20 protein-coding genes are annotated in these 23,025 nt (G+C 73.0%); 14 read left to right on the top strand and 6 right to left on the bottom strand.

Translation table 11 applies throughout. The features are described 5' to 3' along the window. The first annotated feature begins 91 nt into the window (after nucleotides 1–91). Together ACQP6G_RS15755 and ACQP6G_RS15750 are read left to right on the top strand one after the other, a co-directional pair. On the top strand, nucleotides 92–796 hold the full coding sequence (locus ACQP6G_RS15755) for an IclR family transcriptional regulator (protein ID WP_429765612.1): 705 nt from the start codon (nucleotides 92–94) through the stop codon (nucleotides 794–796). Between the two features lie 104 nt (nucleotides 797–900). Continuing rightward, the gene (locus ACQP6G_RS15750) at nucleotides 901–1,752 is read left to right on the top strand and encodes a hypothetical protein (protein ID WP_429765611.1); all 852 of its coding nucleotides are present in this window, start codon (nucleotides 901–903) and stop codon (nucleotides 1,750–1,752) included. Nucleotides 1,753–1,777: 25 nt separating this feature from the next. Here the strand turns inward: ACQP6G_RS15750 and ACQP6G_RS15745 are convergent, their stop codons facing one another. Then, a complete protein-coding gene (locus tag ACQP6G_RS15745; protein WP_429765609.1) occupies nucleotides 1,778–3,160 on the bottom strand; it encodes an MFS transporter in 1,383 nt (460 codons plus the stop codon). 73 nt (nucleotides 3,161–3,233) lie between these two features. Here ACQP6G_RS15745 and ACQP6G_RS15740 point away from each other — a divergent pair, with 73 nt between their 5' ends. Genes ACQP6G_RS15740 through ACQP6G_RS15710 form a run of 7 tightly spaced genes read left to right on the top strand, consistent with a single transcriptional unit; the run spans nucleotide 3,234 to nucleotide 11,216 of the window. After that, complete coding sequence (locus tag ACQP6G_RS15740) at nucleotides 3,234–4,718, top strand: fumarylacetoacetate hydrolase family protein (RefSeq protein WP_429765608.1); 1,485 nt, start codon at nucleotides 3,234–3,236, stop codon at nucleotides 4,716–4,718. Further along, nucleotides 4,715–5,413 carry a GntR family transcriptional regulator gene (locus ACQP6G_RS15735; protein ID WP_429765607.1) on the top strand — a complete coding sequence of 233 codons (699 nt, stop codon included), beginning with the start codon at nucleotides 4,715–4,717 and terminating at the stop codon, nucleotides 5,411–5,413. Before ACQP6G_RS15740 ends, ACQP6G_RS15735 begins: the two co-directional genes overlap by 4 nt. Next, a complete protein-coding gene (hpaE, locus tag ACQP6G_RS15730) occupies nucleotides 5,413–6,924 on the top strand; it encodes a 5-carboxymethyl-2-hydroxymuconate semialdehyde dehydrogenase (protein ID WP_429765606.1) in 1,512 nt (503 codons plus the stop codon). The genes ACQP6G_RS15735 and hpaE overlap by 1 nt, the downstream gene beginning before the upstream one ends. Nucleotides 6,925–6,965: 41 nt before the next feature. Continuing rightward, nucleotides 6,966–8,108 carry a 3,4-dihydroxyphenylacetate 2,3-dioxygenase gene (hpaD, locus tag ACQP6G_RS15725; protein ID WP_429765605.1) on the top strand — a complete coding sequence of 381 codons (1,143 nt, stop codon included), beginning with the start codon at nucleotides 6,966–6,968 and terminating at the stop codon, nucleotides 8,106–8,108. A gap of 8 nt (nucleotides 8,109–8,116) precedes the next feature. Beyond that, on the top strand, nucleotides 8,117–8,926 hold the full coding sequence (gene hpaH, locus ACQP6G_RS15720) for a 2-oxo-hept-4-ene-1,7-dioate hydratase (RefSeq protein ID WP_429765604.1): 810 nt from the start codon (nucleotides 8,117–8,119) through the stop codon (nucleotides 8,924–8,926). Then, complete coding sequence (locus ACQP6G_RS15715; RefSeq protein WP_429765602.1) at nucleotides 8,911–9,738, top strand: aldolase/citrate lyase family protein; 828 nt, start codon at nucleotides 8,911–8,913, stop codon at nucleotides 9,736–9,738. The genes hpaH and ACQP6G_RS15715 overlap by 16 nt, the downstream gene beginning before the upstream one ends. Next, complete coding sequence (locus tag ACQP6G_RS15710) at nucleotides 9,735–11,216, top strand: NAD-dependent succinate-semialdehyde dehydrogenase (RefSeq protein ID WP_429765601.1); 1,482 nt, start codon at nucleotides 9,735–9,737, stop codon at nucleotides 11,214–11,216. The genes ACQP6G_RS15715 and ACQP6G_RS15710 overlap by 4 nt, the downstream gene beginning before the upstream one ends. Before the next feature lie 69 nt (nucleotides 11,217–11,285). On the opposite strand, the gene ACQP6G_RS15705 is transcribed toward ACQP6G_RS15710, so the two are convergent. The 5 genes from ACQP6G_RS15705 to ACQP6G_RS15685 all read right to left on the bottom strand — a co-directional run bounded on the left by ACQP6G_RS15705 (nucleotide 11,286) and on the right by ACQP6G_RS15685 (nucleotide 17,030). Further along, on the bottom strand, nucleotides 11,286–12,686 hold the full coding sequence (locus ACQP6G_RS15705) for an alanine/glycine:cation symporter family protein (RefSeq protein ID WP_429765599.1): 1,401 nt from the start codon (nucleotides 12,684–12,686) through the stop codon (nucleotides 11,286–11,288). A gap of 181 nt (nucleotides 12,687–12,867) precedes the next feature. Beyond that, nucleotides 12,868–14,319, bottom strand: coding sequence for a dihydrolipoamide acetyltransferase family protein (locus ACQP6G_RS15700; RefSeq protein WP_429765597.1), 1,452 nt, complete (start codon nucleotides 14,317–14,319; stop codon nucleotides 12,868–12,870). 20 nt (nucleotides 14,320–14,339) lie between these two features. Continuing rightward, nucleotides 14,340–15,353 (bottom strand): alpha-ketoacid dehydrogenase subunit beta, encoded by a 1,014-nt coding sequence (locus tag ACQP6G_RS15695; RefSeq protein WP_429765596.1) that lies wholly within the window; start codon nucleotides 15,351–15,353, stop codon nucleotides 14,340–14,342. After that, nucleotides 15,350–16,507, bottom strand: coding sequence for a pyruvate dehydrogenase (acetyl-transferring) E1 component subunit alpha (pdhA, locus tag ACQP6G_RS15690; RefSeq protein ID WP_429765785.1), 1,158 nt, complete (start codon nucleotides 16,505–16,507; stop codon nucleotides 15,350–15,352). Before pdhA ends, ACQP6G_RS15695 begins: the two co-directional genes overlap by 4 nt. Nucleotides 16,508–16,763: 256 nt before the next feature. After that, entirely contained in the window at nucleotides 16,764–17,030 is a 267-nt protein-coding gene (locus ACQP6G_RS15685) for a DUF805 domain-containing protein (protein ID WP_429765594.1), read from the bottom strand. 96 nt (nucleotides 17,031–17,126) lie between these two features. Between ACQP6G_RS15685 and ACQP6G_RS15680 the strand changes: the two genes are divergently transcribed. The 5 genes from ACQP6G_RS15680 (at nucleotide 17,127) to ACQP6G_RS15660 (ending at nucleotide 22,979) form a co-directional block, all read left to right on the top strand. Further along, a complete protein-coding gene (locus ACQP6G_RS15680) occupies nucleotides 17,127–17,525 on the top strand; it encodes a RidA family protein (RefSeq protein ID WP_429765593.1) in 399 nt (132 codons plus the stop codon). Between the two features lie 120 nt (nucleotides 17,526–17,645). Beyond that, a complete protein-coding gene (locus ACQP6G_RS15675) occupies nucleotides 17,646–19,865 on the top strand; it encodes an alpha-galactosidase (protein ID WP_429765591.1) in 2,220 nt (739 codons plus the stop codon). A gap of 26 nt (nucleotides 19,866–19,891) precedes the next feature. Further along, nucleotides 19,892–20,890, top strand: a complete 999-nt coding sequence (locus ACQP6G_RS15670) for a hydroxyacid dehydrogenase (RefSeq protein ID WP_429765590.1) — start codon at nucleotides 19,892–19,894, stop codon at nucleotides 20,888–20,890. Between the two features lie 230 nt (nucleotides 20,891–21,120). Then, nucleotides 21,121–22,047 carry a carbohydrate ABC transporter permease gene (locus tag ACQP6G_RS15665; protein ID WP_429765589.1) on the top strand — a complete coding sequence of 309 codons (927 nt, stop codon included), beginning with the start codon at nucleotides 21,121–21,123 and terminating at the stop codon, nucleotides 22,045–22,047. Continuing rightward, nucleotides 22,044–22,979, top strand: coding sequence for a carbohydrate ABC transporter permease (locus tag ACQP6G_RS15660; RefSeq protein ID WP_429765587.1), 936 nt, complete (start codon nucleotides 22,044–22,046; stop codon nucleotides 22,977–22,979). The genes ACQP6G_RS15665 and ACQP6G_RS15660 overlap by 4 nt, the downstream gene beginning before the upstream one ends. Nucleotides 22,980–23,025 lie beyond the last annotated feature (46 nt).

The raw sequence follows: 23,025 nt of genomic DNA, 5'->3' as shown, positions 1-23,025 counted from the left end.
GTGTCGAGCGTGGCGTTCGCTGCGATCGCGTTCTATATTCGAACACGACGTTCTACTATTGAATTCAGCGTAACCCACCGGAAGGACGACGATGCCCGACGCCGGCCCACCCCCGTCGCAGACCCTCAGCCGCGGCATCCGCATCCTGGAGGTCCTCGCCGACGCCCGCGCGCCCCTGACCATCGACGACGTCGCCGGGCTGCTCGGGGTGCACCGCTCCATCGCCTACCGGCTGCTGCGCACGCTGGAGCACCACGGGCTCGTGGTGCGCGACGCGAACGGCGGCGTCGCGCTCGGCGCCCGCATGGCGGCGCTCGCCGCGGGCGTGGCCCACGACCTGCAGGCCGAGGCGCTCCCCGAGCTCACCGCCGTCGCGAACGAGCTGGGGATGACCTGCTTCCTCGCCGTCCTCGACCACGACGAGTGCGTGACCCTCGTCAGCGTCGAGCCGCGGCACGCCGTCGCGCCCGTGGCGCAGCGGCCCGGCACCCGGCACCCGGTCACGGTCGGCGCGCCCGGCAAGGCGATCCTCACGCTGCTCCCCCGTGCGCAGTGGCCGGCGGACGCGCCCGAGGGGCTGATCGCCACCGTCGCCCAGGCCGCGGAGCGCGGCTTCGCCACCAGCCACGACGAGGTCATCCCCAGCCTCGAGTCGGTCGCGGTGCCGCTCGCGCTGCGCGGGCGCGGGCCGGCGGCCGTCGCGGTGGTGCACGTCGCCAGCCCGATCGACCACGAGCAGATCGCCGCGCGCCTCACCGCGTCGGCGAGCGCCGTGCGGGAGGCCCTCGGCGGCTGAGGGCCGGACACCGTCGCCTGGCAGAACCGACGCCGGCCATGCATGGTGGCTCAGGGCGACCATGCACCGCGGAGCCCGCCGTCCCACCGAGGAGCGAGGTGTCCATGAGTGCTCGTCCCCCCGTCCCCGCCCGGCCCCGCCGGATCCTCGCGGCCGCCGGAGTCTGCGCCGTCCTGCTCGCCCCGGTCGGCGCGGCGCCCGTGGTCGCCGCTCCGCAGGCGCCCGAGCGCTCGGAAGCGGCCGCACGGCCCGTCGAGGGACCGCTGGCCCTGGGCATCGGCCGCCAGAAGAGCTCGTCCACGACGCTCCGGCACTACCTGAGCTGGGCACGGGCCTACGGGTTCCGGGTCTCCGAGCACCCGTTGTACGGCGGCGTGACGCGCGGGGCGCACTCGAAGAGCTCCTGGCACTACGACGGCCTGGCGGCGGACCTCAACTACGGCCCCGCCGGGGCGCCCTCCTCGGAGCGCTCCCGGGCGCGGACCGCGATCAAGGTGGCGGACTCGATGGGCCTGGGCGTGATCTACGCGCGGGACGGGACGGTCGGGTCGGCCGCCAGCCACCGCAACCACGTGCACGTCGACGTCGGCACGACGTCGAACTACGGCCGCGGCACCGTGCTCGCGCCGGCCGGCTCGCGCACCACGCAGCGGCTGCAGGAGGTGGCCCACTTCCCCCTGGCCCAGCGCGACAACCTGTGGGGCGCGAACACCGACCAGCGCCTGCAGGCGATCCGCGCCGCCTCCCGCATGCACGGCACGAAGTTCCCCTACGGCGTGAAGACGGCGCAGCGCGCCGTGGGTGTCACCGCAGACGGCAAGTGGGGCCCGAAGTCCCGTGCCGCGCACGACAAGGCCGTCGCCGCGCTGCAGCGGGTGCTGTCCGTGTCCGCGACCGGGACGTGGGGCCCGGCCACCGAGAGCAAGTACCTGAGCGTGCGCAAGAACCTGCGGTGACCGGGCCGGTCCGGCGGCGCCGGCGTCAGGCCCTCGAGATTCCGTAGACCGGGCTGGCGGCCTGCTCGTCCTCGTGCTCCGGGCCGAGGGGGATGCCGGTGCGGTCGCGCAGCAGCAGCGTGGCGGCGAACGCCACCACCATGACGCCGGCGACGTAGAAGGCGACGGACGTCGCGGTGCCCGTCGTCTGCACGAGCCAGGCCGCGATGGTGGGCGCGAAGGCGCCGCCCAGGATGGCGCCGATCGCGTACGTGATGGACACGCCGGAGTAGCGGATCGACGCGGGGAAGAGCTCCGCGAAGTATGCGGCCTGCTGGCCGTAGGTGAACCCGTTGCCGACGGCGAACAGCGACACACCGAGGAACAGCAGCCAGGGGTTGCCGGTGTCGACCAGCGGGAACAGCAGGAACACGGTGGCGAGGAACGCCAGCCAGCCGATGATGTACGTGTTCCGGCGCCCGATCCGGTCGGAGACCGCGCCGGCGGCGAAGGTGCACGCGAGCCACACGACGGACGCGCCCGCGACGGCGAGGAGCACCGGCGTGCGGTCCATGCCGACCAGGCCGCCCTCGGTGAGCGGCGTCGTCGCGTAGTTCTGCAGGTAGCCGCCGGTGGTCATGTAGCCGGCGGCGTTGTTGCCGGCGAACGTCAGCGCGGCGAGCAGCACGAGCAGCCAGTGCTTGCGGAACAGGGTGAGGATCGGCGTCTTGGCGGCGGCCTTCTTCTCGGCGATCTCGAGGAAGACGGGGCTCTCCTCGACGGACCGCCGCACGACGATCCCGACGACGATGAGCACCACGCTCAGCAGGAACGGGATGCGCCAGCCCCACTCGACGAACGCGTCCTCCGGGGAGATCACGCCGGTCATGAGGGCGAGCATGCCGGAGGCCAGCAGCAGGCCGATGGGGACGCCGATCTGCGGGAACGCGCCCATGCGGCCCCGCCGGCCGTCGGGGGCGTGCTCGACGGCCATGAGGACCGCGCCGCCCCACTCGCCGCCGGTCGACAGCCCCTGCACGATGCGCAGGAGCACGAGCATCGCGGGCGCCGCGATGCCGATGGACTCGTACGTGGGCAGGACGCCGATGAGCGTCGTCGCGCCGCCCATGAGCATGAGCGTGACGACGAGCATCGCCTTGCGACCGATCTTGTCGCCGAAGTGGCCCGCGAGGAACGCGCCGAGGGGTCGGAACAGGAAGCTGATCCCCACGGTCGCGAACGACAGCAGGGTGGCCGCGCCGGGACCGGCGGGCTCGAAGAACAGCGTGCCGAACACGAGGCCGGCGGCGCTGGCGTAGAGGAAGAAGTCGTACCACTCGATGGTGGTGCCGATGACGGTCGCGAAGGCGACGCGTCGGAGCTCGCGACGTGCGGTGTCGCTGGGGACGGCTGCGGTGCCGGTGGTCATGTCCGGAAGACCTCTCTGTCAGTCCGCGGGGGGTGGTGCAGTTCGCGAGATCGTATATCATCCGAGATACGACATGACAGCCTCGACCGACAGTGGGGTGCCCGTGGTCACCGACGACCAGCCCAGACCCGGCAAGATCATCGCCGTCCACCTGAACTACCCGTCCCGCGCAGCGCAGCGGGGCCGGACGCCGAGCCAGCCGTCCTACTTCCTCAAGCCCGGCTCGTCGCTCGCCGCGACGGGGGACACGATCGAACGGCCGCTCGGCACGGAGCTCCTCGCCTTCGAGGGCGAGGTCGCGATCCGCATCGGCACCGCCGCGCGCTGGGTCTCCCCCGCCGACGGCTGGTCCCACGTCGACGCCGTCACCGCGGCCAACGACTTCGGCCTCTACGACCTGCGCGCCGCCGACAAGGGCTCCAACCTGCGCAACAAGGGCGGCGACGGCTACACGCCGCTCGGCCCTCGCTGGATCCCCGCGTCCGACGTCGACCCCGCAGGCCTGCGCGTGCGCACCTGGGTGGACGGCGAGCTCGTCCAGGACGACTCCACCGGCACGCTGCTGTTCGACCTCGGCCGCCTCGTCGCGGACCTGTCCCAGCACCTCACCCTGGAGCCCGGCGACGTGATCCTCACCGGCACGCCGGCGGGGTCGTCGGTCGTCGGGCCGGGGCAGGTCGTCGAGGTCGAGGTGGACGCCCCGGAGGCGCCCGGCGCCCCGACCAGCGGCCGCCTCGTCACGACGGTCACCGCCGGCACGCGCACGTTCGGCGACTTCGGGTCGAAGCCGGCGGTGGACGACACGCAGCGGGCCGAAGCCTGGGGCACGCCGGCCCCCGCGCCCGAGCCGGCCTTCACGCTCACGGACGCGATGCGCGAGCGGTTCGCCGGCGTCGCCGTGGCCACCCTGTCGGCGGCGCTGCGCAAGCGCGGCTACACCGACGTCTTCGTCGAGGGCGTCTTCGGCAACCACCCCGGCGACCGGTTCGTCGGCACGGCCCGCACGCTGCGGCTGATCCCGTTCCGCCCCGACCTGTTCGCCTCCCACGGCGGCGGCTTCAACGCCCAGAAGCACGCGTTCGACGCCGTCGAGCCCGGCGAGGTCATCGTCGTCGAGGCCCGCGGCGAGCGCGGCACCGGCACCGTGGGCGACGTGCTCGCGCTGCGAGCCCACGTCCGCGGTGCGGCCGCGATCGTCACCGACGGCGGCGTGCGCGACGCCGACGCCGTGGCCGAGATCGGCATCCCCGTCTTCTCCCAGGGCCCGCACCCGTCCGTCCTCGGCCGCAGGCACGTGCCGTGGGAGACCGACGTGACCGTCGCGTGCGGCGGCGCCGCGGTGCAGCCGGGCGACGTCGTCGTGGGCGACGGCGACGGCGTCCTCGTCATCCCGCCGGCACTCGTCGAGGAGGTGCTCGCCGAGGCCGAGGCCCAGGAGGCCGCCGACGCCTGGGTCGCACAGCAGGTCGCCGCCGGCGCGCCCGTCGACGGGCTGTTCCCGATGAACGCCGAGTGGCGCGCCCGCTACGAGCGCGAGACGGCCGGGGGTGCCGGATGAGCACCCCGGCCACGGTCTCCGTGAGCAAGTCCCAGCGGGCGTACGCCTACCTGCGCGAGCGGATCGAGGACGGGCGCTTCGTGCCCGGCTACCGGCTGGTGCTGGCGCAGCTCGCGGGCGAGCTCGACATGTCCGTCGTCCCGGTGCGCGAGGCGATCCGCCGCCTCGAGGCGGAGGGCCTGGTGACGTTCGAGCGCAACGTCGGCGCGCAGGTCGCCCTCCTCCAGGAGACCGAGTACCAGCACACGATGGAGACGCTCGCGCTGGTCGAGGGCTTCGCCACCGCGCTGTCCGCGCCGCACCTGTCCGCCGCGCAGCTCGACGCCGCGCGCGCGGTCAACGAGCGGATGCGCCGCTGCCTCGCCGACTTCGACCCGCACCGGTTCACCGAGCTCAACCTCGAGTTCCACGCGGTGCTGTTCGAGCCCTGCCCCAACCCGCACGTCCTCGACCTCGTGCACCGAGGCTGGCGGCGCATGACCGTGCTGCGCGACTCGTCGTTCTCGTTCGTGCCCGGCCGCGCGCGCGAGTCGGTCGCCGAGCACGACGGGATCCTCGACCTGATCGGCGGGCTCCGCGAGGGCCGCACGACCGCGCTCGACGTCGAGCTCGCCGCCCGCCACCACCGCACCAACACCCTCGACGCCGTGCTCGCCCGCCAGGCGTCCCACCGGCACGACCCTTCGGAGAAGTGATGACCGAGCAGACCACGCAGCAGACACACCGTCCCGCAGACCTGCCCACCGCGATCCGGCACTACATCGACGGCCGCTTCGTCGACTCCCTCGACGGCGCCACGTTCGACGTCCTGGAGCCGGTCTCGAACGAGACGTACCTCCAGGCCGCCGCGGGCAAGAAGGCCGACGTCGACGCCGCCGTCGTCGCCGCCCGACGCGCGTTCACCGAGGGCCCGTGGCCGAAGATGCTCCCCCGGGAGCGCTCGCGGGTGCTGCACCGGATCGCCGACCTCGTGGAGTCGCGCGACGCCCGCCTCGCCGAGCTGGAGTCCTTCGACTCCGGCCTGCCGATCACGCAGGCGCTGGGCCAGGCCCGCCGCGCGGCCGAGAACTTCCGCTTCTTCGCGGACCTGATCGTGGCGCAGGCCGACGACACCTACAAGGTGCCCGGCCGCCAGATCAACTACGTCAACCGCAAGCCGATCGGCGTCGCCGGGCTCATCACGCCGTGGAACACGCCGTTCATGCTCGAGTCGTGGAAGCTCGCGCCCGCGCTCGCCACCGGCAACACCGTGGTGCTCAAGCCCGCGGAGTTCACGCCGCTGTCGGCGTCCCTGTGGGCGGGGATCTTCGAGGAGGCCGGGCTGCCCCAGGGCGTGTTCAACCTGGTCAACGGCCTGGGCGAGGAGGCCGGCGACGCGCTCGTCAAGCACCCTGACGTGCCGCTCATCTCCTTCACCGGCGAGAGCAGCACCGGCCGGCTGATCTTCGGCAACGCCGCCCCGTACCTCAAGGGCCTGTCGATGGAGCTCGGCGGCAAGTCCCCCGCCGTCGTCTTCGCCGACGCCGACCTCGACGCCGCGATCGACGCGACGATCTTCGGCGTCTTCTCCCTCAACGGCGAGCGCTGCACGGCCGGCTCGCGCATCCTCGTGGAGCGCGCCGTCTACGACGAGTTCGTCGAGCGGTACGCCGCCCAGGCGAAGCGCGTGCGCGTCGGGTACCCGCACGAGAAGGACACCGAGGTGGGCGCCCTCGTGCACCCGGAGCACTTCGACAAGGTCATGAGCTACGTCGAGCTCGGCAAGACCGAGGGCCGGCTCGTCGCGGGCGGCGGCCGCCCAGACGGCTTCGAGACGGGCAACTTCGTGGCCCCCACGGTCTTCGCGGACGTGAAGCCCGACGCCCGGATCTTCCAGGAGGAGATCTTCGGCCCGGTCGTCGCCATCACGCCCTTCGACACGGACGCCGAGGCGCTCGAGCTGGCCAACGACACGAAGTACGGCCTGGCCGCCTACGTCTGGACCGACGACCTCAAGCGGGCCCACAACTTCTCCCAGGCCGTCGAGGCCGGGATGGTCTGGCTGAACTCGAACAACGTGCGCGACCTGCGCACCCCGTTCGGCGGCGTCAAGGCGTCCGGCCTGGGCCACGAGGGCGGCTACCGCTCCATCGACTTCTACACCGACCAGCAGGCCGTGCACATCACGCTCGGCAAGGTCCACAACCCGACCTTCGGCAAGCACTGACCGCCCGAGACGACCAGCGAGAGACCAGCAAGGACGCTGCCATGACGCACCTGAACGACCGCACCCTCACCTCCTCGGGCTTCTACGTGAGCCAGGAGGCGCCGATCACCTGCGACAACCCGACCCCGACGCCGGCGAGCCCCGCGCCCGACATCCTGCGCTGCGCGTACATGGAGCTCGTCGTCACCGACCTCGCCGCGTCGCGCGAGTTCTACGTCGACGTGCTGGGCCTGTACGTCACGGAGGAGGACGAGCAGAGCATCTACCTGCGCTCCACCGAGGAGTTCATCCACCACAACCTGGTGCTGCGCCAGGGCGAGGTCGCCGCCGTCGCCGCGTTCTCCTACCGCGTGCGCACGCCGGAGGACCTCGACAAGGCCGTCGCCTTCTACGCCGAGCTCGGCTGCGAGGTGCGCCGCGAGCCGGGCGGCTTCACGAAGGGCATCGGGGAGTCGGTGCGCGTCGTCGACCCGCTCGGCTTCCCGTACGAGTTCTTCTTCCAGACCGAGCACGTCGAGCGGCTGTCGTGGCGCTACGACCTGCACACCCCCGGCGAGCTCGTGCGTCTGGACCACTTCAACCAGGTGACCCCGGACGTGCCGCGGGCCGTGAAGTTCATGCAGGACCTGGGCTTCCGCGTCACCGAGGACATCCAGGACGACGAGGGCACCGTCTACGCCGCGTGGATGCGCCGCAAGCCGACCGTGCACGACACCGCCATGACCGGCGGCGACGGCCCGCGCATGCACCACGTGGCGTTCGCGACGCACGAGAAGCACAACATCCTCGCCATCTGCGACAAGCTCGGGGCGCTGCGCCGCTCCGACGCCATCGAGCGCGGCCCGGGCCGGCACGGCGTCTCGAACGCCTTCTACCTGTACCTGCGCGACCCCGACGGGCACCGCGTCGAGATCTACACGCAGGACTACTACACCGGCGACCCGGACAACCCGGTCGTCACGTGGGACGTGCACGACAACCAGCGCCGCGACTGGTGGGGCAACCCCGTCGTGCCGAGCTGGTACACCGAGGCGTCCCTCGTGCTGGACCTCGACGGCACCCCGCAGCCCGTCGTCGCGCGCACCGACGACTCCGAGATGGAGGTGACCGTCGGCGCCGACGGGTTCTCCTACACCCGCAAGGGGGACACGGAGCAGGGTTTCAAGCTGGGGGCCACGCTGTGACGGGGGCTGTGACGGGGGGCGACGGCGAGCGCACCCTCGACGACGACGCCGTCGTCGCCGTCGCCGACGAGCTCGCGGAGGCGGACCGCACCCGCACCCCCGTGCCGCTGCTCACCGCGCGGCACGAGGGCATGACGGTGGCCGACGCGTACGCCGTGCAGCGCACCTGGCGCGAGCGCGGCGAGGCGCGCGGCCGCCGCGTCGTCGGGCACAAGATCGGCCTGACGTCGAAGGCCATGCAGGCCGCGACCGGCATCACCGAGCCGGACTACGGCGTCATCTTCGACGACATGGTGCTGGAGTCCGGCAGCGTCGTGGAGCACGCCCGGTACTCGAACGTGCGCGTCGAGGTGGAGCTCGCGTTCGTGCTCGCGTCGCCGCTCGAGGGCCCCGGGATCACCGTGACCGACGTGCTGCGCGCCACCGACCGCGTCGTGCCCGCGCTGGAGATCCTCGACGCCCGCGTCGAGATGCCGGGCCGGACCATCGTCGACACCATCAGCGACAACGCCGCGATGGGTGCCATGGTGGTGGGCGGGCGGCCCGTGCGGGTCGACGACGTCGACCTGCGCTGGGTGTCCGCCCTGCTGTACCGCAACGAGACCATCGAGGAGACGGGCGTCGCCGCGGGCGTGCTGGGGCACCCGGCCGCCGGCGTCGCCTGGCTCGCGAACAAGCTGGCGGCGCACGGCGACTCGCTCGCCGCCGGCGAGACCGTCCTGGCCGGGTCGTTCACCCGCCCCATGTGGGTGCACCCCGGCGACACCGTGCACGCCGACTACGGAACCCTGGGGGCCGTGACATGCCGCTTCGTCTGACCACCGACCGCTCGCTCGCCGCGATGCTCGCCGAGGCCGGGGACGAGGGGCGTCCCCTCGTCGGTGCCTGGTCGTCGATGGGCAGTCCCGTGGCGGCGGAGCTCCTCGCCGGCAGCGGGCTGGACGTCGTGCTGGTCGACGGCGAGCACGGGCCGAACGACCTCACGACCGTCCTCGCGCAGCTCCAGGCCACCGCCGCGTACCCGGTCGCGACGCTCGTGCGCGTGCCGTCCGGCGACCCGGTGGGCCTCAAGCGGGTGCTCGACCTCGGCGCCACGAACGTCCTGGTGCCCATGGTCGGCTCCGCCGCCGAGGCGGAGGCCGCGGTGCGCGCCGTCCGGTACCCGCCGGCCGGGGTGCGCGGTGTCGGCAGCGCGCTCGCCCGCTCGTCGCGGTGGGCCCGCGTGCCCGGCTACCTCGGCGGGGCGGACGACGGCATCACGCTCGTCGTCCAGCTCGAGACCCGCGCCGCGATCGACGACGCCGCGGCCATCGCCGGCACGGACGGCGTCGGCGCCGTCCTGATCGGCCCCGCGGACCTCGCCGCGTCGCTCGGCCACCTCGGGCAGCAGGACCACCCCGAGGTCGTGGACGCCGTGCTCCGCGCGATCGCCGCGTGCCGCGCGGCGGGCACGCCCGTCGGCGTCAACGCCTTCGACCCGGCCATGGCCGACCGCTACCTCGACGCCGGGGCGGCCTACGTCGTCGTCGGCGCCGACGTCACCCTGATCGCGCGCGGCTCCGAGCAGCTCGCCGCGCGCGTCGCCTCCCGCACCACGACCGCGCACACCAAGGACGGTGGAACCCGATGACGACGACCAGCCCGATGACGACGGTCCCGGCCGGCTCGACCAGCGTGGAGGCCCCGACCGGCCTCCTGATCGGCGGGGCGTGGCGCGACGCGTCCGACGGCGGGTCGTTCGCCGTCGAGAACCCGGCCACGGGCGAGACGCTGACGCACGTCGCGTCCGCGACGAGCGACGACGCCCGCGCCGCGCTGGACGCCGCCGCGGGCGCGCAGGCCTCGTGGGGCGCGACCCCCGCCCGCGAGCGGGCCGAGATCCTGCGGCGCGGGTTCGCCCTCGTGCAGGAGCGCCGCGAGGACCTGGCGCTGCTCATGACGCTCGAGATGGGCAAGCCGCTCGCGGAGGCGCGCGGCGAGGTGACGTACGGCGGCGAGTTCCTGCGCTGGTTCGCCGAGCAGGCCACGCACGACGACAGCCGGTACGCGCACACCCCGGAGAACACGCTGCGGATGCTGGTGCAGCGCCGCCCCGTGGGCCCGTGCCTGCTCATCACGCCCTGGAACTTCCCGCTCGCGATGGCCACCCGCAAGGTGGCACCCGCCGTCGCCGCCGGCTGCACCATGGTGCTCAAGCCGGCCCGCCTGACGCCGCTGACGTCGCTGCTGTTCGCGCAGCTCATGGTCGAGGCCGGTCTGCCGGACGGCGTGCTCAACGTGGTGCCGTCGGCGTCCGCGTCGTCGGTCAGCGAGCCGCTGATGGCGGACCCGCGGCTGCGCAAGGTGTCGTTCACCGGCTCCACGCCGGTCGGTCAGAACCTGCTGCGCGCCGCCGCCGGCACCGTGCTGCGGACGTCGATGGAGCTGGGCGGCAACGCCCCGCTCGTCGTCTTCGAGGACGCCGACCTGGACGCCGCCGTCGACGGCGCGATGGCCGCCAAGCTGCGCAACGGCGGCGAGGCCTGCACCGCCGCCAACCGGTTCTACGTGCACGAGTCCGTCGCCGACGAGTTCGTCTCCCGGCTCGCCGAGCGCTTCCGCGCCGTCGTCGTCGGGAACGGCCTGGACGACGGCACCACGCTGGGCCCGCTCGTCGAGGCCAAGGCCGTGGACTCGGTCGCGGCCCTCGTGGACGACGCCGTCGCGCGCGGCGCGCAGGTCGTCGTCGGCGGCTCCCGCGTCGACGGGCCGGGCCACTTCTTCCAGCCCACCCTGCTGCGCGACGTCCCCGCCGACGCCCGCTGCATGACGGAGGAGATCTTCGGCCCCGTGGCCCCGGTTGCGACGTTCCGCACCGAGGACGAGGCCGCGGAGCTCGCGAACTCCACCGAGTACGGGCTGGCGTCGTACGTGTTCACGTCCGACGTGCGCCGCGGGCTCGCGTTCGCCGAGCGCCTCGAGTTCGGGCTGCTGGGCCTCAACGCCGGCGTCATCTCCAACGCGGCCGCGCCGTTCGGCGGGATGAAGCAGTCCGGCACCGGCCGCGAGGGCGGGTTCGAGGGCATCGCCGAGTACCAGGAGACGCAGTACGTCGGCATGCCGCTCTGAGCGGGAGGTGGTGCGGGCCCGCGAGGTGGTGCGAGGGGTCCTCCTCGTACCACCTCGCGGAGTCCTGGACTACCTCGCGAGCACGTCCTCGCGCTCAGGCTCGTGCTCGCGCGGCTCCCAGCACTCGATCCCTCGGACACCGGGGAGCCGGTCGCGCGTGAACTGCGGGTCGAGCCCCTGCTTGCGCTGGGCCGTGAAGTCCCGCATGAGGCGGAACGCGATCGTGCTGAGCGGCGCGATCGCCGCCAGGTTCACCAGCGCCATGACCGCCATCGTGGTGTCGGCGAGCGTCCACACGAGCTGCACCGAGCCGATCGACCCCAGGAACGCGATGACGAGGAACACCACCCGGAACGCGGTCATCGCGCCGCGGCGCCTGGTGAGGAACGCGATGTTCGCCTCGCCGTAGTAGTAGTTGCCCAGCACGGACGTGAAGGCGAGCAGCAGCAGGATCACCGTCAGCAGGTGCAGCGACCAGTCACCGAGGCTGGACTGCAGCGCCTGCTGCGTCATCGTCGGGCCGGCGTTCTCGCCGTACGTCGGGTTCGACACCAGCACGATGAACGCGGTGATCGAGCAGACGAACAGGGTGTCGACGTAGACGCCCAGCGTCTGCACCAGGCCCTGCTTCACGGGGTGGCTCACCGTCGCGGTCGCGGCGGCGTTCGGCGCCGAACCGAGCCCGCCCTCGTTGGAGAACATGCCGCGGCGGACGCCCTGCGAGATCGCGGTGCCGACGCCCGCGGCGGCGAACTCCTGGAACCCGAGGGCGCTGCCGACGATGCTCCCGACGACGTCGGGCACCTTCTCGACGTTGAGCGCGACCACCAGCACCCCGAGGCCGAGGTAGAGCACCACCATGAGCGGCACGAGCAGCTGCGCGGTGTTCGCGATGCGGTGCAGGCCGCCGAACACGATCGCGGCGACGACCGCCGTGAGCACCACCCCGACGACGGGGGCCAGCCAGCCGGGCGTCTCGCCGAGGATCTGCTCGGCCGAGGTGCCCACCGCGCCGGAGATCGTGTTCGCCTGCACCGAGTTGAAGACGAAGCTGAACGTCACGATGATCACGACCGAGAACAGCAGGCCCATCCACCGCTTCCCGAGGCCGCGTTCCATGTAATAGGCGGGCCCGCCGCGGAAGTCCTTGCCGTCCTTGACCTTGTAGAGCTGGGCGAGCGTCGACTCGACGAAGCTGGCCGCGCCGACGACGAGGCCCATCACCCACATCCAGAACACGGCGCCCGGGCCGCCGAGGGCGATGGCGGTGGCCACGCCCACGATGTTGCCCGTCCCGATCCGCGCCGCGGCCGAGATCGCGAACGCCTGGAACGACGAGACCGGCTTCTGACCCGGCGCGGGCGCCGACTTCCCGACGACGGAGCGGAACATGTCCGGCAGCAGCCGGATCTGCACCGCCCCCGACCGGACGGTGAAGTACAGGCACAGCGCCGCGAGCACCGGGACCACGAGGTAGAGCCATAACCCGTCGTTGAACGAGGCAAGGGCGGCGTTGAAGCTTTCAATGATCGAACTGGCCTTTCGGTCGCTTCCGGTCCCGACGTCGGCGCGGAACCGGTCGGTTACCCTAGCGAACTATCCAGTTTCGGTCATGCTCCGTCCACGAATGCTCCCGGGCACGAGGCCGCCCTCAGCCCCAGACGAGCCCTCGCGCCGGGTCCTCCAGCACCTTCGCGACGTCGGCCAGGTAGCGGGCGGCGAGCTCGCCGTCGACCAGGCGGTGGTCGACGGAGAGCGCGAGCTGCGTGACCCACCGCGCCTTGATCTTGCCCTTGTGCACCCACGGCTGCTTGCGGATGGCGCCGAACGCGAGGATGCCCGCCTCACCGGGGTTGAGGATCGGCGTGCCCGTGTCGGTGCCGAAGATGCCGACGTTGGTGATGGTGATCGAGCCGTCCGCCATGTCCGCGGGCTGCGTGCGGCCCGCGCGCGCCGTGGACGTGAGGGTCGCGATCGCCTTCGCCAGGCCGAGCAGGTCGAGGGTGTGCGCGTCCTTGATGTTCGGCACGACGAGGCCGCGCGGCGTCGCCGCCGCGATCCCCAGGTTCACGTAGTGCTTGTAGACGATCTCCTGCGCGCCCTCGTCCCAGCTCGCGTTGATCTGCGGGTGCCGGTTGACCGCCAGCAGCATCGCCTTGGCGGCGACGAGCAGCGGCGTGACGCGCACGTCCGCGAAGTCGCGGTCCTCCTTCAGGCGCGCGACGAGCTTCATCGTCTTCGTGACGTCGATCGTCTGGAAGACCGTGACGTGCGGCGCCGTGAACGCGCTGGCCACCATCGCCTCGGCCGTGCGCTTGCGCACCGACTTCACCGGCACGCGCGTCTGGCGGCCGTCCTGGCTGACCGTGCCGGAGGCGAGCCACGGCCTGTCGTCGTCGGGGTAGGTGGCGAGGGACTTCGGGGCGGCACCCTCGTGGTGCGCGACGACGTCCTCCCGCGTGACGATCCCGCCCGGGCCCGTGGGGTGCACGGACGCGAGGTCGACGCCGAGGTCCTTCGCCAGCTTGCGCACCGGCGGCTTGGCGAGCACCCGGGTGCTCTGCGCGCCGGGCGCCGCCGGCACGCTCGCCATCGGCTTCTCGATCGCCGGGGCGGCCGGGGCGGGGGCCGGTACGTCGACGTCGAGGGGAGCGCCCGAGGTCGACGTCCCGGACATCGACGTCGGGCGCTTCGCCTCGACCTCGGCGGCCGGGGCGGCAGCGCGCCGCCGTCGTCGGCCACCGCCCGCGCCGTCGCCGGTGCCGTACCCGACCAGCACGGAGCCCGAGCCCTCGCCCGACGTCTCCTCGGCGGCCGCGGCGGGCGCGTCCGACGACCCGCCCGACGGCGCTCCAGCGGGGGCGTCGGTGGTGATCTCGATGATCGCCGTGCCGACGTCGACGGTCGTGCCCTCCTCGGCGAGCAGCGCCGTGACGGTGCCCGCCCACGGCGACGGCAACTCGACGAGCGACTTGGCGCTCTCGATCTCCACGAACACCTGGTTGACGGCGACGGCGTCGCCGACGGCGACCTTCCACTCGACGATCTCGGCCTCGGTGAGGCCCTCGCCCACGTCCGGCAGCGGGAAGCGCTGGGTCGTCATCGTTCTCCTCAGGTCCGCTCTCAGTGGGCCAGCACGCGGTCGACGGCGTCCACGACGCGGTCGACGCTCGGCAGGTACTCGTGCTCCAGCTTCGCCACGGGGTACGGCGCGTGGAAGCCGCCCACCCGCAGGACGGGGGCCTCGAGGGAGTAGAAGCACTCCTCGCTGACGCGGGCCGCGACCTCGGCGCCGGAGCCGAGGAACGTCGGCGCCTCGTGCACGACGACGCAGCGCCCGGTCCGCTTCACCGACTCCGCGACGGCGGTCACGTCGAGCGGCGAGATGGCGCGCAGGTCGACCACCTCGGCGCTGGTGCCCTCGGCGGCCAGCGTGTCGGCCGCCTTGAGCGCCGTCGCGACCGTCGGCCCGTAGGCGACGAGTGTGACGTCGGTGCCCTGGCGGGCGACGCGCGCCCGGTTGAGCACGTCGGCGCCGCCGGCGGCGGCCACCGTCGGGTAGGGGCTGGTCGTGACCTCGCCCTTGGACCAGTAGCGGCCCTTCGGCTCGAAGAACAGCACCGGGTCCGGCGACGCCACGGCGGCGCGGATCATGTCGTACGCGTCCTGCGGGGTGGACGGCGAGACGACGCGCAGGCCCGGCGTGTGCGCGAACAGCGCCTCCGGGCTCTCCGAGTGGTGCTCCACCGCGCCGATGCCGCCGCCGTAGGGGATGCGGATGACGACGGGCACCTGCAGGCGGCCGCGCGAGCGGTAGTGCATCTTCGCGAGCTGCGTCGTGATCTGGTCGTAGGCCGGGAACACGAAGCCGTCGAACTGGATCTCGCACACCGGCCGGTAGCCGCGCAGCGCCATGCCGATCGCGGTGCCGACGATGCCGGACTCCGCGAGCGGGGTGTCGACCACGCGGTCCTCGCCGAAGTCCTTCTGCAGCCCGTCGGTGACACGGAAGACGCCGCCGTTGCGGCCGACGTCCTCGCCCATGACGAGCACCTTGCCGTCCGACTCGAGCGCCGAGCGGAGGCCCTCGGTGATCGCCCGGGCGAACGTCAGGGTCTGCGGGGTTGCTGAGGTCATCGGGCCGCCCCCGTCGTCTCGTTCGTCTCGTTCTCGTACTGCTCGAACCACGCCCGCTCGGCCTGCACCTGCGCGTGCTCGGTGGCGTACACGTGCTCGAACATCGCCGTCGCGGGCGGGGCGCCCAGCTCTCGCACCTCGGTGCGCAGCCGCTCACCGAGGGCGTCGGCCTCGCGCTCGATGCCGGCCGCCCAGCCGTCGTCCCAGGCACCCTCGGCGCGCAGCAGCGCGGCGAGACGGTCGATCGGGTCGCGGCGGGCCCAGTGGTCCTCCTCGGCGCGGGCCCGGTAGCGGCTCGGGTCGTCGGAGGTGGTGTGGGCGCCCATGCGGTACGTGTACGCCTCGACGAAGGTGGGGCCGCCGCCGGAGCGGGCGCGCTCCAGCGCCTCCGCGGTCACGGCGTAGCAGGCGAGGACGTCGTTGCCGTCCACCCGCACGCTGGGGATGCCGAACCCCTCGCCGCGCTGGTAGAGCGGGGCGCGCGACTGGCGCGACGTCGGCTCCGAGATGGCCCACTGGTTGTTCTGCAGGAAGAACACGACGGGCGCGTTGTTCACGGCCGCGAAGACGAGCGCCTCGCTGACGTCGCCCTGGCTCGTGGCGCCGTCGCCGAAGTACGTGACGACGGCGGCGTCGCGCGCCGCGTCGCCGGTGCCGACCGCGCCGTCGCGCTGCACGCCCATCGCGTAACCGGTCGCGTGCAGCACGTGGGAGCCGATGACGAGCGTGTACAGGTGCACGTTGTGCTCGTTCGGGTCCCAGCCGCCGTGGTCCTCGCCGCGGTACAGGCGGAGGCGGTCGACCGGGTCGACGCCGCGCGCCTGGAGCACGCCGTGCTCACGGTAGGAGGGGAACACGTAGTCCTGCGGCGACAGGGCGTACGCCGACCCGACCTGGGCGGCCTCCTGGCCACGGCCCTGCGCGTACAGCGCGAGCTCGCCCTGCCGCTGCAGGGCCGTGGCCTCGTCGTCGAACCGTCGCGTCAGCACCATGTCGCGGTACAGGGCGCGCAGGTCCTCGGAGGTGAGGTGGTCGACACGCGAGCGGTAGGTCGCGTTGTCGGGTTCGACGACACGCTCGCCGGTGGGCGAGACGAGCTGGACCAGGGGGTCGACGTCAGCAGGCGCGACGTCGGCGGGCACGTCGACAGGCATCTTGTCGGGCTCGCCGGTGGTGTGCTGCGGCACGCGGTCTCCTTCGCTGACGGCCCCTGAACGGGGGCTGGGCTGCTCCGGCACGGAGGAGGTCCCGGCGCACCGATCGGCGCCACCGGAACCTACGCCTTCGTAGCCTACGCCAGCGTAGGTTGCCGTCCAGGGGGCAGACCCCCCGACGGCGGTACCAATGTCCCCCCGGTCGTTTTGGAGGATTCCTCCAAGCGTGCCGGGCGGTCGACCGCGCCCGCGCAGGTCAGCGCGGGTACCCCTGCCCCGCCCGCAGCGCGTCCCGCTCGCGCAGCACCGGCCACCGCGAGAAGGCGAACACGAGGAACATCACCACGTTGAGGATCGGCACGATCCCGACCAGGACCCACCAGCCCGAGTAGCCGGCCTTCTGGATGATCCGGATGTACGCGATCAGGAAGATGACGGCCACCGCCAGGTAGACGATGATCGCGGCCGTGCCGAACAACCATCCGTAGTCGTCGGCGAGCTGGTCGTAGTCCACGTTCTCCATGGCGGGGAGTCTTCCGCCGCTGGGCGGCACCGCAACCGGAGCCGTGTCGGTGGTGCGCGCGATGCTCAGGACACACCTCGACGAAGGGACCCGCCCATGAACGCGCAGTCGACGCCGACGCCGGTCAACCCGCCTTCGCTGCACCAGAACCCCGCGTTCGCGTGGGGGATGATCCTGCCCGCCGGCCGCACGCTCTTCGTGGGCGGGCAGAACGGCACCGGCCCCGACGGCGCCCTCGTCGAGGGCGGCCTGGGACCGCAGACCGAGGCTGCCCTGCGCAACGTGATCGCGGTGCTGACCGAGGCCGGCACCGACGTGGAGCACGTCGCGAAGCTGACGATCTACCTCGACCCCGCCGTCGACCCGAACGAGGCCTACGCCGCCTCCGGACGCGTCTGGCGCGCGCGCACCGCCGTCACCGTCCTCGCCGTCGCGCCCGCCCGCCCCGGCGCGCTCGTCGAGGTCGAGGCCGTCGCGACCGTCCCCGAGGGCTGACGGGCACGAGCCGCCGCCCGGCCGCCTGAGATCGGTCATCCGCTACGGGATCGGTCCGATGGATGACCGATCGTGTGCCGGATGACCGATCTCGTGGCCGGCGGATGGCAGGCTCAGGGCGTGACTGCCACCACCGGCCGCGCCGACGCCGCCGACACCGCCGCCCACGGCTCCGCCGTCGACACCCTCGTCCACCTGCGCGCGGACGGCGTCAGCGTGCTGGTCGACGCCCGCGGCGGCGAGCTGCCCGCCGTCGTGCACTGGGGCGACGACCTCGGCCCGCTGACCGCCGACGATGCGGCCGCCGTCGTCGAGGCCGCGGCCGCCCCGCTCGTGAGCAGCGGCCCCGACGAGCCGACCCGGCTCGCGCTCGTGCCGGAGCCGCGCACGGGCTGGCTCGGGCGCCCGGGCATCGTGGGCGAGCGCGACGGCGGCGCCTGGTCGCCGTGCTTCACGACCACCGTGGCGACGCTGTGCGGCGGCACCCTGGCCGCCGGCCTCACCGAGGGCGGCGCCGGGGCGCTGCGCGTCGAGGCGACGGACCCGGTCGCGGAGCTCACGCTCGTCCTCGACGTCGAGCTCACCGTCGACGGCGTGCTGCGGACGCGAGCCGCCCTCCGCAACGACGGCCGCCCGTACCGGCTGCACGAGCTCGGCGTCGTCCTGCCCGTGCCGCCTCGGGCGCGGGAGGTCCTCGACCTCACGGGCCGGTGGGGCAAGGAGCGGGTGCCGCAGCGGCACGACCTCACGGTGGGGACGCACCTGCGCGAGGGCCGCCGCGGCCGCACGGGCTTCGACGCCGCCACCGTGCTGACCGCGGGCGTCCCGGGCTTCGGCTTCGGCCACGGCGAGGTGTGGGGCCTGCACGTGGGCTGGTCGGGCAACCACCGGCACTGGGCGGAGCGGCTGCCCACGGGCGACCAGGTACTGGGCGGCAGCGAGCTGCTGCTGCCCGGCGAGGTGACCCTCGGCGCGGGCGAGGAGTACGAGACGCCGTGGATCTACGGCGTGCACGGCCACGGCCTCGACGCGCAGGCCGCGCGGCTGCACCGGATGCTCCGCCGCCGCACGGCGCACCCGCGCAGCCCGCGCCCGGTGACCCTCAACGTGTGGGAGGCGGTCTACTTCGACCACGACCTCGCGAGGCTCACCGCGCTGGCCGACGCCGCGGCGGAGCTGGGCGTCGAGCGGTACGTGCTCGACGACGGCTGGTTCCGCGGCCGCCGGGACGACACCCGCGGCCTGGGCGACTGGTACGTCGACGAGGAGGTGTGGCCCGACGGCCTGGACCCGATCGCGGACCACGTGCACGGTCTCGGCATGCAGTTCGGGCTGTGGTTCGAGCCCGAGATGGTCAACCTCGACTCCGACCTGGCGCGCGCCCACCCCGACTGGGTGCTGACCGCCGGCGGCCGGGTGCCGGTGCCGTCGCGGCACCAGCACGTGCTCGACCTGTCGAACCCCGACGCCGCCGCCTTCGTGCTGGAGCGGATGAGCGCGATCATCGGCGCCCACGGCGTGGACTACGTGAAGTGGGACCACAACCGCGACCTCGTCGACCCGGGCTCCGGCCAGGACGGACGGCCCGTCGTGCACGCCCAGACGCTCGCCGCCTACGCGCTCATGGCCGAGCTGCGGCGGCGGCACCCGGGGCTGGAGATCGAATCGTGCTCGTCGGGCGGCGGCCGGGTGGACCTCGGCGTCACCGAGCACACCCAGCGCGTCTGGGTGTCCGACGTGACCGACCCCTTGGAGCGCCAGCAGATGCAGCCGTGGACGGCACAGCTGCTGCCGCTGGAGTACCTGGGCGCGCACGTCGCGGCGGACGTCAGCCACCAGACCCGCCGCGCGCACTCCCTCGCCTTCCGCGCGGCGACCGCCCTGTTCGGCCACTTCGGCATCGAGTGGGACCTCACCCGCTCGACGCCCGAGCAGCTCGCCCACCTGGCCGGCTGGATCGAGCTGTACAAGGCGGAGCGCGGCCTGCTGCACACGGGCACGCTGGTGCGCCAGGACCTCCCCGCGGACGACGGCCGGCAGATGTGGGGCGTCGTCGCGACCGACCGCTCCCGCGCCCTGTTCCAGGTCGCGACCCTGACCCGACCCGCCACCGCGCCGCCCGGCCGCCTGACCCTGCGCGGCCTGGACCCCGCGCGCCGCTACCGCGTCACCCCGCTGCCGCTGAGCGGCGAGGCCTACGACGGCTGGTCGGTCCCGCCGTGGCTCAGGCGCCCGGAGGGCACCGTCCTGACCGGCCGTGCGCTCGCCGTCGCCGGGCTCCAGACGCCGGAGTCGGCGCCCGAGACGGCGCTCGTGCTGCGGGTGGAGGCCGTCGACTGACCGCACTCCCCCGCTAATGTCAGACCATGCCGACGCCGCCTGCCGCCCCGCCCACGACGATCCTCACCGCCGTCGGCGAGGAGTGGGCGGGCTCCGTCCTGCCCGCCGCCGTGCGCGACCGGCTCGCCGCCCACGGCACGATCGTCGGCCTCCGCGCCGCCGACGACGAGGCGCTCGCGTCGGCGCGCGTGCTCGTCACCGGCTGGGGCGCCCCGGTGCTGGACGCCGCGATGCTCGACCGCCTGCCGCTCCTGGAGCTCGTGGCGCACGCGGCCGGCTCGGTGCGGGGCCTGGTGACCCCCGAGGTGTGGGCGCGCGGGGTGCGCGTCACGTCGGCGGCGCACGCCAACGCGCGCGCCGTCGCGGACTTCACCGTGTCGATGGTGCACCTGGCCGTGAAGAACGCGCTGCGGCTGGGCCTGGCGGCCGCGCGGGAGCGCGCGATGCCGGGGCGCGACGGCATCCGCGGCCTCGACCGCGCCGTGGTCGGGCTGGTCGGTTTCGGGCTCATCGCGCGCCTCGCCGCCGAGGCCCTGCGCCCGCTGGACGTGCGCGTGCTGGTGCACGACCCGTACTACGACGCCGACGACGCGCGCCGGGCGGGCGTCGAGCTCGTCGGCCTGCCCGAGCTGCTCGCCGCGAGCGACGTCGTCTCGGTGCACGCGCCGCTCACCGACGGCACGCGCGGCATGCTCGGCGCCGCCGAGCTCGGCCTGCTCGCGCCGTCGGCCACGCTGATCAACACCGCGCGCGGCGGGCTGGTGGACCACGACGCGCTCGCGCGCCTGCTGGCCGACCGCGAGGACCTGTTCGCCGTGCTCGACGTCACCGACCCCGAGCCCCTGCCGGCGGGACACCCGCTGCTCGGCCTGGGCAACGTCTTCCTCACGCCGCACGTCGCGGGGTCGCTGGGCACCGAGGAGGCGCGGCTGGGCCACGCCGCCGCCGACGAGGTCGAACGGTGGGTCGTCGGCGAGCCGCTGCGGCACGAGATGCGCCCCGAGCAGCTGCCCTTCACCGCCTGACGGCCGCATCCGCCCGCCCCGAGGCCGCGGGTCCGACGAAGGTCGGCCCGGCGGCCTCTCGCATGTTCACTGTCGTGTGACGTTGTGTTTGAAATTGTTCCCGGGCGCGACAAGTTGTTACCGCACCGAGATCGCAGGGGTTTGACCAGATCGGCCAAGATCGGCCAGAGTGTGTCACGGACACCAGCTCATCACCCTCGTTGCCGAGGTTGACCCACAGGGACGTGGACATGACGAGTTCACAAACTCACACTCTTGAACACAGAAAGTCACATACGGCACCACGCCGGCTCAGCGACGGACAGTTCGCCGTCCTGCTGCTCCTGCCGGGCGTCGCGCTGCTCGCCGGCGTCGTGCTCTACCCGCTCGTCGCGGCACTGGTCACGGCGTTCTTCGAGCAGAGCCTCGTGCTGCCCGGACGCACGTTCGTCGGGCTGCAGAACATCGTGGACGTGCTGCAGGGCGACTTCCTGCGCCTGCTGCGCCAGACGCTCGTCTTCACGCTCGGCACCACGATCCTGCCGTTCGTGATCGGCTTCGCCCTCGCGCTGGCGCTGAACACGAGGATCCGCGGCGCCAAGGTGCTGCGCGGCCTCATGCTCATCCCCTGGCTCGTGCCCGGCGTCGTCGTGTCGTTCCTGTGGATGTGGATCTTCAACGCCAACTACGGCGTGATGAACGCACTGCTCCAGGGTCTCGGCCTCGTCGACGACCCGCAGGCCTGGCTCGCGCAGCCGGGCACCGCGATGGGCGCCGTGATCCTGGCGAAGACGTGGCAGTCGTTCCCCTGGATGATGGTCATGCTCCTGGCCGGCCTGCAGACCGTGCCGATCGAGCTGCACGAGGCGGCCGAGATGGACGGCGCGGGCACGGTCCGCCGCTTCTTCGCCATCACGCTGCCGCACCTCAAGGGCATCGTGGGCCTGGTGCTGCTGCTGGAGTTCATCTGGAACTTCCAGCACTTCGACATCATCTACGTCCTCACCGGCGGCGGCCCCGCAGGCGCCACCCAGACGTTCGCCACCGCCGTGTACGAGACGGCCTTCCAGGGCTACGACCTCGGCAAGGCCGGCGCGCTCGGCCTGCTGTGGATGGTGCTGCTCATGGCGCTCGTCGTCGTGTACGTCCGCTTCTCGGAGAAGGGAGAGGAGCGATGAGCGCGACGACGCAGCTCCCCGCCGCGCCCACCCCGCCCTCGGCGTCGTCCCCGGCCGACGACGCGCCCCGGCCGCCCCAGCGCCTCCGCCGCGGCGCCCTGCGCTCCGAGCGCCCCGGCGTCCGGTTCGCCGCCTGGGCCACGGTGGTCGTGTGCGGCGGCTTCGGCCTGCTGCCGGTGTACTGGCTGCTCGCCACGTCCCTCACGCCGCGCGACCAGGTGTTCAGCTACCCGCCGAAGTTCTTCCCGTCGGCGCCCACGCTGGACGCGTTCGCCGCGCTCGCCTCGAACGACCAGCTGTTCGGATACCTGCGCAACAGCGTCATCGTCTCGGTGATCACCGCGGTGCTGTCGGTGCTGGTCTCGGCGTACATGGGGTACTCGTTCTCCAAGTTCCGCTACCGCGGCCGCCGCTCGCTGATGTACCTGGTGCTGGCGTCGCAGATGTTCCCGCAGGCCCTGCTGCTGGTGACGCTGTACAGCGTGTTCAGCGCGTACGGGCTGCTCAACACCTACACCGCGCTGGTGCTGAGCTTCACCACGTTCACGCTGCCGCTGTGCGTGTGGATGCTCAAGGGCTTCTTCGACACCATCCCGGACGAGCTGATCGAGGCGGCGCGGGTCGACGGCGCGTCCCGCCTGCGGATCATCCACTCGATCGTGCTGCCGCTGGCGGCGCCGGGCCTCATCGCCGCGGGGCTGTTCGCCTTCGTCCGCGGCTGGAACGACTTCGTCTTCGCGCTCACGCTCGCCGGACCGGAGAAGCAGACCCTGCCGCCCGGCCTGGTCAACACGTTCATCGGCGAGGCCTCGACGGCGTGGCCGGAGCTCATGGCGGCGTCGCTCGTCGTCTCGCTCCCGGTCGCGATCGCCTTCATCGCGCTGCAGAAGTACCTGGTCGGCGGCCTCACCGCCGGCGCCGTCAAGGGCTGACCGAGCCCGCGACGCCCCCGTCACCACCCCTTCCCCACCCCGAACG

This window comes from Isoptericola nanjingensis (genome assembly GCF_050311635.1).
Taxonomy (GTDB): domain Bacteria; phylum Actinomycetota; class Actinomycetes; order Actinomycetales; family Cellulomonadaceae; genus Isoptericola; species Isoptericola nanjingensis.
Note: the sequence above shows the minus strand (reverse complement) of the source record. Positions and strands in the feature narration are given on the sequence as shown.

Coding starts and splice junctions, on each gene's coding strand:
- hpaE (WP_429765606.1), top strand. CDS start 5,413: ATGACCGAGCAGACCACGCAGCAGACACACCGTCCCGCAGACCTGCCC.
- ACQP6G_RS15740 (WP_429765608.1), top strand. CDS start 3,234: ATGACAGCCTCGACCGACAGTGGGGTGCCCGTGGTCACCGACGACCAG.
- pdhA (WP_429765785.1), bottom strand. CDS start 16,507: ATGCCTGTCGACGTGCCCGCCGACGTCGCGCCTGCTGACGTCGACCCC.
- ACQP6G_RS15745 (WP_429765609.1), bottom strand. CDS start 3,160: ATGACCACCGGCACCGCAGCCGTCCCCAGCGACACCGCACGTCGCGAG.
- ACQP6G_RS15695 (WP_429765596.1), bottom strand. CDS start 15,353: ATGACCTCAGCAACCCCGCAGACCCTGACGTTCGCCCGGGCGATCACC.
- ACQP6G_RS15680 (WP_429765593.1), top strand. CDS start 17,127: ATGAACGCGCAGTCGACGCCGACGCCGGTCAACCCGCCTTCGCTGCAC.
- ACQP6G_RS15660 (WP_429765587.1), top strand. CDS start 22,044: ATGAGCGCGACGACGCAGCTCCCCGCCGCGCCCACCCCGCCCTCGGCG.
- ACQP6G_RS15755 (WP_429765612.1), top strand. CDS start 92: ATGCCCGACGCCGGCCCACCCCCGTCGCAGACCCTCAGCCGCGGCATC.
- ACQP6G_RS15710 (WP_429765601.1), top strand. CDS start 9,735: ATGACGACGACCAGCCCGATGACGACGGTCCCGGCCGGCTCGACCAGC.
- ACQP6G_RS15665 (WP_429765589.1), top strand. CDS start 21,121: ATGACGAGTTCACAAACTCACACTCTTGAACACAGAAAGTCACATACG.
- ACQP6G_RS15750 (WP_429765611.1), top strand. CDS start 901: ATGAGTGCTCGTCCCCCCGTCCCCGCCCGGCCCCGCCGGATCCTCGCG.
- ACQP6G_RS15700 (WP_429765597.1), bottom strand. CDS start 14,319: ATGACGACCCAGCGCTTCCCGCTGCCGGACGTGGGCGAGGGCCTCACC.
- ACQP6G_RS15670 (WP_429765590.1), top strand. CDS start 19,892: ATGCCGACGCCGCCTGCCGCCCCGCCCACGACGATCCTCACCGCCGTC.
- hpaD (WP_429765605.1), top strand. CDS start 6,966: ATGACGCACCTGAACGACCGCACCCTCACCTCCTCGGGCTTCTACGTG.
- ACQP6G_RS15715 (WP_429765602.1), top strand. CDS start 8,911: ATGCCGCTTCGTCTGACCACCGACCGCTCGCTCGCCGCGATGCTCGCC.
- ACQP6G_RS15735 (WP_429765607.1), top strand. CDS start 4,715: ATGAGCACCCCGGCCACGGTCTCCGTGAGCAAGTCCCAGCGGGCGTAC.
- ACQP6G_RS15685 (WP_429765594.1), bottom strand. CDS start 17,030: ATGGAGAACGTGGACTACGACCAGCTCGCCGACGACTACGGATGGTTG.